Origin of the sequence: Lysinibacillus sp. FSL M8-0134, from assembly GCF_038069745.1 — a bacterium.
Lineage (GTDB): Bacteria > Bacillota > Bacilli > Bacillales_A > Planococcaceae > Lysinibacillus > Lysinibacillus irui.
In genome coordinates this window covers 653,062-663,928 of record NZ_JBBPAJ010000001.1, presented here as the reverse complement: position 1 = coordinate 663,928, position 10,867 = coordinate 653,062, and the positions used below count along the sequence as shown (strand labels likewise).

Annotated in this window: 10 protein-coding genes; 2 read left to right on the top strand and 8 right to left on the bottom strand. The window is 39.1% G+C overall.

Features of this window, described 5'->3' with window-relative positions:
- The 3 genes from addB to MKY49_RS03260 all read right to left on the bottom strand — a co-directional run bounded on the left by addB (position 1) and on the right by MKY49_RS03260 (position 4,991).
- Entirely contained in the window at positions 1 to 3,510 is a 3,510-nt protein-coding gene (gene addB / locus MKY49_RS03270) for a helicase-exonuclease AddAB subunit AddB (RefSeq protein WP_322611320.1), read from the bottom strand.
- Between the two features lie 279 nt (positions 3,511 to 3,789).
- Complete coding sequence (locus MKY49_RS03265) at positions 3,790 to 4,428, bottom strand: TVP38/TMEM64 family protein (protein ID WP_341386909.1); 639 nt, start codon at positions 4,426 to 4,428, stop codon at positions 3,790 to 3,792.
- An 11-nt stretch (positions 4,429 to 4,439) separates the two neighbouring features.
- Positions 4,440 to 4,991: a helix-turn-helix domain-containing protein gene (locus MKY49_RS03260; protein WP_312504855.1), complete on the bottom strand. Its 552-nt coding sequence runs from the start codon at positions 4,989 to 4,991 to the stop codon at positions 4,440 to 4,442.
- Between the two features lie 124 nt (positions 4,992 to 5,115).
- Between MKY49_RS03260 and MKY49_RS03255 the strand changes: the two genes are divergently transcribed.
- Both MKY49_RS03255 and MKY49_RS03250 read left to right on the top strand, forming a co-directional pair.
- The gene (locus MKY49_RS03255; protein WP_341385616.1) at positions 5,116 to 5,847 is read left to right on the top strand and encodes an AzlC family ABC transporter permease; all 732 of its coding nucleotides are present in this window, start codon (positions 5,116 to 5,118) and stop codon (positions 5,845 to 5,847) included.
- The gene (locus MKY49_RS03250; protein WP_341385615.1) at positions 5,844 to 6,170 is read left to right on the top strand and encodes an AzlD domain-containing protein; all 327 of its coding nucleotides are present in this window, start codon (positions 5,844 to 5,846) and stop codon (positions 6,168 to 6,170) included. Before MKY49_RS03255 ends, MKY49_RS03250 begins: the two co-directional genes overlap by 4 nt.
- 34 nt (positions 6,171 to 6,204) lie before the next feature.
- On the opposite strand, the gene MKY49_RS03245 is transcribed toward MKY49_RS03250, so the two are convergent.
- The 5 genes from MKY49_RS03245 to MKY49_RS03225 form a co-directional block, all read right to left on the bottom strand.
- The gene (locus MKY49_RS03245; protein ID WP_341385614.1) at positions 6,205 to 6,426 is read right to left on the bottom strand and encodes a DUF2198 family protein; all 222 of its coding nucleotides are present in this window, start codon (positions 6,424 to 6,426) and stop codon (positions 6,205 to 6,207) included.
- Positions 6,426 to 7,607, bottom strand: a complete 1,182-nt coding sequence (locus MKY49_RS03240; RefSeq protein WP_274795670.1) for a PDZ domain-containing protein — start codon at positions 7,605 to 7,607, stop codon at positions 6,426 to 6,428. Before MKY49_RS03240 ends, MKY49_RS03245 begins: the two co-directional genes overlap by 1 nt.
- A gap of 122 nt (positions 7,608 to 7,729) precedes the next feature.
- A complete protein-coding gene (locus MKY49_RS03235; RefSeq protein WP_274795669.1) occupies positions 7,730 to 9,172 on the bottom strand; it encodes a S41 family peptidase in 1,443 nt (480 codons plus the stop codon).
- 346 nt (positions 9,173 to 9,518) lie between these two features.
- Entirely contained in the window at positions 9,519 to 10,106 is a 588-nt protein-coding gene (locus MKY49_RS03230) for a redoxin domain-containing protein (RefSeq protein WP_274795668.1), read from the bottom strand.
- On the bottom strand, positions 10,103 to 10,735 hold the full coding sequence (locus tag MKY49_RS03225) for a hypothetical protein (protein ID WP_341385613.1): 633 nt from the start codon (positions 10,733 to 10,735) through the stop codon (positions 10,103 to 10,105). Before MKY49_RS03225 ends, MKY49_RS03230 begins: the two co-directional genes overlap by 4 nt.
- Between the last annotated feature and the right edge of the window lie 132 nt (positions 10,736 to 10,867).

Sequence of the window (10,867 nt, the reverse complement as noted above, 5' to 3'; positions counted from 1 at the left end):
CTATTCTACCTCCTTCCGAATTTTATCAACAATGTCATTCGGTTTCGCTTGCATCAATTGACGATAGCTTTGTTTACCATCAGACGGATCAAATTGACAAACTGCAGCAAATTGACAATAATCACATGCTGTTTTTGCCTTTAATTTATAGGGGCTGATAGCTGTATCACCAGACAAAATACCATTGCCTGCCTCCTGATGTTTACGACGAACGAAATGCTGTAGCTTTTTCATATCATTTACTGGGACAATACGTGATTGTGATTCAGATGGTGTCCCATCTTTTTTCATATAAACAGGAATGATTTTAGAGTGGCCGCTACTTTCTTCTAGTTGCTCGTCCATCGATAAAATGGCCTCAGCATTTTCTGAAAGTAGGCCCTTCATTTTGTATTGCTTTAAACGATCTTCTTCTATTTCACTATCCGTTAAATCCTTATCTAGTTTTAGCATTGGATTATGCACATGCACATACAGTACCCCTGCTGGCTCTGTTTGACCTGGTAACCAATAAGAGCTATTTTCCATCGCCACATCTAAATAAGTAAGGACCTGTAAAGATAATCCATAATAAACCTCGTTTAAATCTAAATCACGGGCTGAAGATTTATAATCAACAATCCGCAAATAAGAGCGATCATCTATCGTTGCACTATCCACTCTATCGATACGTCCTCGCATAAACATTTTCTTCCCACCAGTCAAATCAATTTCAAGTGGTGGTAGCTGTTCATGTTGCCCTGGGCCAAACGATGCCTCAATGGCAATAGGTTTAAAATGAGATACATTAGCATGCTGTGTCAATGCCGTCATCGTGCGTTCAACAATACGAATAAGCTTCCGCTGAATATAGCGATAGCGGGCACTAGATAATAAGATTTGATGTGAAAAAACAGGTACAATTTGCTCGACTGCTTGCCGTGCTAATTGTTTAATTTGCTGCTTCGTCAAACGTATCCATGAAAGCTGTTGTCTATGTGTTTCCTCTGTAATCCACTTTAACGCCTCATGGAATAAATCACCCATTGCAAAAGTTTCCAAGCGATACTCTGCACGCTCTTCTAAACGTAGACCATACGTAGTGAAATGAGAAAATGGACATCTAAAATATTTCTCTATTCGTGACACACTTGATGTAAGCTTTTGTCCGTATAACTCCTGTGTGATATAGGTTTCAAGTGGCTCAGCCTCATTTTTATGTGTAATCGGATAGCGTACACGCTCAAAAATAAGTGTCCAATAAGGATCTTGTTTATAAAATTTTTGTAATGCTAGCCATTCAGGTGCTAATTCACGACTATGCTCTGCTTGACGTAGCTGTATCATAAGGTGGGCTAATGCGGTACGTGGATGGCGTAAATAAGGTAAAACATCTCCATCCAGTAATTCAATCGGATCAATAACTACTCGCTCTATAGCAACATCACTTAATAGACCTGGCGCCTTGTCATTACCAACTATTTTCTTGATATATAAAGAAGGTAGCAGTGCCTTGCCCTCTTCATCTGCTGTTGGATATGTCACATAAAGCTTATTAGAAGGTGTCGTAACTGCACGATAGATTAAGAAATTTTCCTGTAATAAACGATTGGTAGAGGTTGGTGCAAGCTCATAGCCAATTTGACTAAACCATTCACGCTCTGAATCTGACAATAATCCCTCATATTCCATTCGTGTTGGATAAATTCCATCATTCATCCCTACAACAAAGGCAACCTTTATATTAGAAAGACGAGCCAAATCAACAGTCGCAACCATGACCTCATCTAGGGTTGGTGGAATTCGAGAAAATTCTAATGTATCAAAACCTTCATCAAGTATTTTGGCTGCTTCCTCCACAGTCATCTCCTGCTCACCAAACATATAGACGAATTGATCGAGGACTGCAATCCATTCATTCCAAGCTTGGTCGTGCTCACTCGCTGCTAAAGCGTCGCCTCGATCAAGCTCACGGTCTTTCATCATCTGAAGCTTGTCATAAACCTGTAATGCCTCCACAAGTTCAAATAAGGCAGTGGCAATTTCCCTACCAGTTTGTGCAGCTTCAAGCTTGTCCTGTAAATTTTTTAATGGTTGGCGAATTTCATCTCGAATGGCCTCGATTTCTGCCTGCATTGCACGCTCTTCATCTGTTTGTACACGCGAATGGAATTCTAGTCCTCGATACTTTTTATAAAACCAACGAGCCTCCTCAAACCAACGTTCGCCATAGATTCCCTGTGCCAAACAATAGTTTTCCAATCGATCCGCTCGTTCGCGCCAAATTGTTAGTTCAGCTTGGAGCGGGAAAAACAAATCGGTTTTCACACTGCGAAAGACAGGTTCATATTTCCAATTAGACGTCATGATCTCTAATGCAGACCGACTTAACTCTATTAATGGATGGTGTAGCATCGTTTTTTTAGTATTTGTGAAAATAGGAATATCATATTGTTGGAAAATACTTGCGATAAGTGGATCATAGAGATCTGCTTGTCTATATAAAAGTACAATATCCTGATAGCGATATCCGTCTTCTTTTGTCAATTTAGTTATTTCCCGGGCAATCGCATGTACCTCCGCTCGACGATTTGATGCTTCAAGTACCATGACATCTCCTGAGGTTTCTTTCGTTTTAGGCATTAAATTTGCAAAATTAGTCTCCACATGCTGTAAATCTTCAGAATGAAATCTTCTAGCATGATAAAAATGTAATGGAAAATCAACATCAATGCCCTCTTCATTGGCGATATCATGGAGTCGTTGATTGGTTAAAGCTGCTTCATGAAATAGTGCCTGCTCATCAAAAGCCTCATCTATATGGTCAAATGGAAGAACAACGGTTACTTGCTTCGTTACCTTTAATAACTCTCGAACCAATTCCAATTCTCGTACAGTGAAGGCCGTAAAACCATCAATATAGATTGTCGCTTGCTTCATCGTTTCAGCGTACTTTAATTGTTCTGTTAAAATTGGATAATAGCCCTCACTGTCGACATATGTTGTACCAAGTCGTTCCTCCAATGCCTGCAAAACGACATGTAAATCATTCGTTTTTGCTTGTAAGGTGTTGGGAGCATCAAGTGCCTTCAAAGATTCCGTTACTTCTGCCAAGACTGAACTATTGACGCTATAGCGACTAAATTCTTTTAGAAGGGTTTCTATTTCCTCTGTAAATCCTCGTTTTCCTGCTGCTTGTCGAAATAAAGAAAACTCGCTTTTCTGTTCCTCTAAAAGTTTACGAATGAGCATTCGGTAACCATAGCCATTTACTTCTTTACGCGCGATACCACCTGTCTCCTGTAAGACTAACCACGCTAAACGCTTAAATGTCATCACCTGTGCTCGAATCAAACCTTGTAAACCATGCTTATTCGTCAGTTCATATTCGGTAGAATAGGACATCTGGTCAGGAACAATGATGAAAATTGGATGCCCTAATGGGTCCGTCTTAAGTTGTTCAACAATTTCCTGATGAATAAATGCCGATTTCCCTGTTCCCGATCGTCCTGAAACAATACGTAATGTCATATCCTTTCCCCCTCTTTAGATGGTTTTCTTTTCTTCTAGTAAACACCTCACCAAATCGAGAACGTGCTTTTGCTGTGGAATCATCTATTATTAACGGGTTCCTTTTCTCTTTGGGTGAACCCTTCTACATTTAAAATCAACTTTACTAGTCTACCTTAAATTCTATCGAAAAAAACTAGTAAATACTATTTATCAACCTTCACCTGACAATAAAAAAGAAGGATATGTTTACATAAAAAAACAGCCCCTTCAGATAAAGAAAGAGGCTATAGTAAATAGTTAACTGGCATGGTGATCACGGTTTTTCGTCAAATTTCGCGCTTGCTTTAAATCTCTTTCTACACGAGCGTTCAATCGCTTCTCAATCAGCTTGCCTACCCACCATAAAATAACAATTGCAACTGCAGCAATCACTAATCTTACGGGGCTTGTCAATAAGGATTGAAGATCATAGCCTAGTACACTCATCCCTAAAATCATGACAAACTTTCCAGCCAGTAAAACAACTAAGTAAAACTTTTTATGAATATGGGATAACCCCGCTACAATATTCACTATAACAGATGGTGTAAAGGGAAAGCATAGGAGGACAAATAGAGGACTAATACCTTTCATATCCACCCATTTTATTAGCTTCTGTACTTTTTTACTGCCTGTTAAAAATTGTAGCTTTGGATGCTTACCAAAATGGCGGACAAGCAAAAATACTGCATAGGAGCCAGCTACGGAGCCTAACCAAGATAATAAAAACCCTAAACATAAGCCAAATGCACTTGCATTGGCAACAACGAACACGACTAAAGGAAGAAATGGTAAAAACGCTTCTAAAAATGGTAACAGTAAACCAATGATTGGACCAAGTGTTCGATACTGTGCCGCAATCTGTTCAATATTTTCTACAGTAAACCATTCACTCAACATCGACACCTCTATTTATACTGTAAAATTAAATGAAAAATTGTTAGCTCATCTGACGTATTTCGATATTCATGGGGCTGATGCCCTGAGAATACTAGTGTATCCCCTTCTTCCAGTAATTCATGCATATCTCCAGCAGAAATAACTGCTTGTCCCTTGATGACCATTATAGTTTCTTCTACCCCTTCTGTATGAGCTTCACTCCTGCTAACGGCTCCTGGCTCCATTTCAACCTTATAGAATTCCCAACCCCGCTCCGGGTTATACGGAATGATAGAATACACTCGATAGCGCCCCTCGTCCTCATCGACATGTGGCACATCTTTACTGCTATAACGTGTGAAATGGGCTGTTGGTGGCTGCAATAAAGAAGAAAATGAAATACGCATCCCTGCAGCAATTTTCCAAATCGTCGACACAGTTGGGTTGGCCTCTCCTTTTTCAATTTGGGCAAGCTGCGCTTTACTAACGCCTGTTTCTTTTGCTACATCATCTAGGCTTAAATGACGCTGCTGTCTAATTTTTTTTAATTGAAATGCTAAATTCCGGCTCATTTGTTCCACTTTTACTCACCATTTTCTATTGTTTATTTTATCAGACATATGTATACTTTAATAAACATCAAGAACTATCAAACAATTCCATCAATAGTATACATGGAAATTATCAAGAAAGGATGACCTATTTATGACAAGTACAACAGAGCTTCATCAGAATACAACAAGCTCTTCCAACGATAGCTTTTTACAAGGTGTGAAAGATTGTGTACCAACATTACTCGGTTATATTAGTATAGGACTTGCATTCGGTGTTGTAGGTTCCGCTTCTGGTTTATCTGTCCTTGAAATCGCACTTTTAACGATCCTTGTTTATGCTGGATCTGCACAATTTATTTTTTGTGCGCTTCTCTTAACAAGTAGTCCTGCTTCTGCTATTATTGTAACCATTTTTGTCGTCAATCTACGCCATTTATTAATGAGTTTAACATTAGCACCTCATTTTACGCGCTATTCCATGCTAAGAAATGTTGGCTTTGGTACATTATTAACAGATGAAACATTTGGCGTAGCCGTAACAAAGCAAATGCAAACAGGCAAATTATACGGCAAATGGATGGATGGACTAAACATTACTGCCTACTCTTTCTGGATTCTTTCCTGTGTTACTGGTGCCTTTTTAGGGCAATGGGTCGCCAATCCTGAAAAATGGGGCTTAGATTTTGCGTTAATTGCCATGTTTGTTGCGCTATTAGTTCTACAATTGAGCAGCGTTGGCAAAAGTAAAATCATGCATTATATTAAATTAATCGGCTATATGGTGGTCATTATGTATGGTCTTTCTTATATAGTACCTTCGCATGTGGCTGTGCTGCTAGCAACAATCATTGTCGCAACAATTGGGGTGGTGACGGATAAGTGACGACAACTACATATATGGTCTGGCTCATTATCGGCTGTGCCCTTGTTACATGGCTACCGCGTGTTATTCCCTTTATGTTCGTACGTAGTGTAACACTCCCCGATGTGGTGCTTAAATGGCTCAGTTTTATTCCTGTTTGTATTTTAAGTGCTCTTGTCATCGAAAACTTATTAGATACTGACAGTGGCAAAGTGGTGACATTGGATTGGCCCGTTTTTGTTACATTTGTGCCAACACTAATTATTGCACTTATTACAAAAAGTTTGTCCATTACAGTTATTGCTGGTGTTATCATTATGGCAGCTGTACGATTTTTCATGTAAAAAGGTCAGTCCCTTCGCTAGGACTGACCTTCTTTTATTTCTTCAGTTTACTTGCTAGCCAAAAACCGACTGTTAATGAAAAGGCATCAATGACAAAAATAATTGATGGAGATGTGTAACCTGCATAGACAGAGGCAGCAATTAGTGCAATCGCTAATGCTAATGCAACATAGCGATTATACGTAATTCTTGTAAACAATAACACCAATAAAGCAGGTATAAATAATGCTAACATCATTTTTCCAAAAACGTCCATTATACATCCCTCGGCTCAGCAAGAAGTAATCCGATGCGGTAATGATCATTACTATATATAACATGCTGTGTGAGACGAATTTCATTATTTCGATCTAACACTTCTAGACGACAATGGGCTGCATTTAATTGTAGCGCTTCGTACAGTTCATTTTCAGTAAAAATAGTCACACCATTTACCTTGCGAATACATTCCCCTGCCAGTAAGCCCATTTTTTCAGCTGGTGAATCAGGAAGTACGGCTGCAATAATCGCACCCTTTGTACTTGGTGCTACCGCATAATGATCTGTTTTATCTTGTTGAGCAAAGTAAATAGACATAATGATACGGATTAGCGCTCCAATACCAAGCGTCAGGAAACCGATCATTGGCTCAAAATAAGCAGCTAAACCGCCTATTAAAATAAGCTGTCCTAGTAATAAAACAGATCGCCCTATTTTAGGCAGCTTTAATGCTGGTAATTCCTTTCTTAGCAGCTTGGCAAAGCCTATAACAATCGGAAACAATACAAATGCAAATTGACTATCTCCTATCGTAAACAATGGCCAATACGGCAACACGGCAGAAATAGCATCACCAGGCATAACAAAGAAAATCGGAAGCACCCAAACATTCCTTGAACGATACACAATAGCCTGCATACCCCGCTTCGTTTTTTCAATACTAGGCGTAGTAACCTTCATTGCTGCACGTCGAATCAATAGTCCTTCCGCAATGACACAAAGACCCGCAAGAATGGTAATCGTAACGACTGCTCCATCATCTAAATTGACATCCTCAAAGGAAATTTTCCACCAAGAGAAAGACCAATGGTAATAGGACATAGCCCATATCGCTAATGTTGCAATACCCATTGTGAAAATGGGTGACAATGCATTAATGAAATACAAGATAAGTGCTACTATAGAAACTGCTATTAAAATAATTAAAAATTCTTTCGGTACAGTAAGTCCTGCTATCATACTGATAAGAGAAATGAGTAATGCATAAAGCCACCCATCTTTCCATTGTCCGATTAGCTCCGTCCAGCCCCAAATAATGCGTCTATTAAAATATTTTCGCTCCTGTTTTACACGACGATAACCTAATAAAATAGCAAATATTATGACTATATACAGTAATGGGTTGAGTAAAAAGCGGCCAATCGCTGTTACAATTTCTATTAATATCTCACTAACCATACGAACACCCGCCATTTCTATCATGAATACTATGAATTTATTGTATCAAACGACTACACTCTTGCGTAGTACAAACTCATAGAAAGCTTTGTATTATGGTCATTTTATTCTTTTAGCAGATGTTATTGTTCAATTGCATGTAGTAAAAAGCTAGTGGCCATTTGGAATTGCTGATCATTTTGACGATCGGCTTTAAAATCCTTTAACGTCTCATTTAAACTATTAAAGAACGTTGTATCCATGTAAAATTCATCTTCTGCAAGTTTTAATTTTTTCTGTTTACGATAAAGATTAACCGCCTCTGCCGTTGTCTCGTCCATATAGCCATCTAAACGATCAATTTGATAGCCTAGTTTCTGTAAGGCATTTTGTGAATACGAAATTTCCTCACTCATATCACCCACTTTAAACTTACCTGTTAGAGGATGGAGTTGAAAAGCAAATAATTCATTTTGCTCAATTACTAAACTTGCTTCAATACCCTGCCCATGAATCCATTCGCGTTTTGGTGTCAGCCATTTATTGGTTGATAATTTTAATTCCCCACCATTTGAAAGCTCCCAAGATTCCTGCACAGTTCCTTTCCCAAAGCTTTTAACCCCCACAAGTGAAGCACGCCCCCATCCTTTTAAAGCACCGCTCAACACCTCACTAGCAGAAGCACTACCTTGATTTTGTAAAACAACGATTGGAATTTTGTTCATCGTTTCTAAATATTTTTCGTCAAAGCCTTTTGTTTGCGTTTTTAATGGTTCCATAGCCCCTTCCGCATTTTGCATATATGCAAATACTTTGCCATTGTCCAATACCGTGCTCAGTAGCGCTGCGACGCTATGTAAATAACCACCTGGATTATCACGTACATCAATTACGATTCCTTCAACATCTTTACGAAGCAATTTACTTGTTTCAGCAACCCATTCATTCGCTGTCTTTTCACCAAATAATGAAATAACCACATAACCAATGGCTGTATCTTCAACCATTACAACTTCACTTGATACGGTTTTATTAGAGATGGCAGCGCGTTCCATTGTCATTTTAATATGTTTATCCTCACTAGGACGATAAACAACAATGGTTACCTTCGTTCCTTTCTCACCTTGAATTAAATGCATTAACTCACTCATCGTTTTCCCATCAACCCGAACCCCATCAACTTGTACAATTTCATCGAGCGAGCGCATACCTGCCTTCTCTGCTGGTGATGAACGGACTGGAGACACAACAATAAATTTTCCTTTATTTTCAGTTAGTTCAATCCCTATGCCCACTCTTTCCTCGGCCAGCATTTGCCGATGTTGCTCTGCCTCTTCCTTGGAATAATACGTACTGTAAGGGTCCTTAATGGCATCAGCCATACCACGAAGAGCCCCCTCCACCAAGGCATCTTTTTTCGTACTGTATACAGATTTCTCTTCGATGAGTGTCATGGCTTCACCAATTGTATCAACCTCCGTAACAGGCTCCTTTTTATCGCCAATATTGAACCAATCAAAGTAAATACCACTACCTACCACTAAACTACTAAGTAGGACTCCGACACCAGCCGTTAATTTGCGCAAATCTTCCCTCCTCCGTCTCTTTTACTGTATGACTCTATTTTTTCAAACATACAAGATTACCTTTCAAATTTATGAAGGGAGAATATTTCACTTTCCCTAAGGGTTTCACCATGCTTCGCGGGCATTCCGCCCTGCTTCGCGGGTATTCCGCCTCGCTCCGCGGGTATTTCGCCTTGCTCCGCGGGTGTTCGCTCTCGTTCCGCGGGTATTCACTCTCGTTCCGCGGGTATTCACTCTCGTTCCGCGGGTATTCACCCTTGCCCCGCGAGTATTTAATTTCACTCTTGTTTATAAATAAAAAAATCTGCTCGTTTCTACTATAGAAAACGAACAGATTTTTTATGAATTAATCTAATGCATCTACATATTCCTTTAACATGTCCACGTCCATAGGTCCTTTAATGGCACGTTGAATATAACCGTTGGAATCAATAAAATAAGTTGTTGGAATGGGAATAATTTGATAATCCAATCCTACCGAATTATCTTGATCCAATAGAATTGGGAATGTTAGCTCGAAGCTATCTCTAAAGGTCATGACTGTGTCCACTTTCGCGTCATCTGTCACATCACGCTCTGCCGTTGTTAAATTAACAGCTAAGATTTCAACATTTTTCTCTTTTGCATACTCATCATAGAAGCTTTGCATATGTGGCATTTCCGCCTTACATGGTGGACACCATGTCGCCCAGAAATTCAAAACAACCTTTTTTCCTCGGAGATCACTTAGCGTAATGTCTTCCCCATCTAAACTTGTTAATGTGAAATCAGGTGGTGTATCCCCATTTCCTAAGCCTACTTCACGCTCCTCCATATCCTTACCGAGGGCCGATTTTTCAATTGCACGTTCTTCGTCAATTTGCTGCTTTACATATGTACCAATCATCGCAACTACTAAAAGCACGACAATCAGTAGTCCAATATTTTTTTTCATTCCTTACCTCCCACAATGTTTCGCTCACGTTGAATGACTATTCCCATACAAAGTAATACTAGACTGACTCTCACAGCCGTTTGCGATACACCTAGTGGCTGAAAGAAGGCAACAAGTATATAGCTAACTGTATAGAGTAATAAAGTTTGTTTCATTGCTGCTAGTTTCCATAATATGAGGAGTGTTAATAGACTTAGCACAACTAATGTAATAACTTCACTCGGTGTGGTGTTGTCGTTGAGTAGCACGACAAGCATTTGATAAATTGATTGCGTTAAAATAATTGCCCAGCTACAAGGTATCATCTCCCGTTCATCAAACCCCAGTTTGTGACGCTTTCTCCATATTTGCAAAGATGCTACAATGACGCCAACATAAACACCAATGGTTCCGCCATTAAAATAAAGCAAAGAAATTGGATAAGATACAACGGACTTGAAATCAGTTACTAACAGGCTTAATTTCCACACAATGATAAATGTGAAAACGGCATCACTATATACATCCGACCACTTTTTCGAAAATTGTATACGCAATATAAGCCACACAATAAAAAATGTAGCAAGTAAAGCGATAGCAGTTGCTGGTAAAGTTAATGCTCGAATGGAGTACCACTCCGTATTAATCACTCCAACAAACCCTCCTCCAAAAGATACATACAGCATAGCATAGAACCTTTTTAAAATAAGAATATTTCCTACGTTTTCAGAAATTCTTAAGAAATCAGGGTCGTAAAAATACCCCACTATGTATATGTTCAT

What these genes read in the sequence shown, in the direction of transcription:
- MKY49_RS03245 (WP_341385614.1), bottom strand. Translation starts at nt 6,426, where the DNA reads ATGGACGTTTTTGGAAAAATGATGTTAGCATTATTTATACCTGCTTTA.
- MKY49_RS03240 (WP_274795670.1), bottom strand. Translation starts at nt 7,607, where the DNA reads ATGGTTAGTGAGATATTAATAGAAATTGTAACAGCGATTGGCCGCTTT.
- MKY49_RS03230 (WP_274795668.1), bottom strand. Translation starts at nt 10,106, where the DNA reads ATGAAAAAAAATATTGGACTACTGATTGTCGTGCTTTTAGTAGTTGCG.
- addB (WP_322611320.1), bottom strand. Translation starts at nt 3,510, where the DNA reads ATGACATTACGTATTGTTTCAGGACGATCGGGAACAGGGAAATCGGCA.
- MKY49_RS03255 (WP_341385616.1), top strand. Translation starts at nt 5,116, where the DNA reads ATGACAAGTACAACAGAGCTTCATCAGAATACAACAAGCTCTTCCAAC.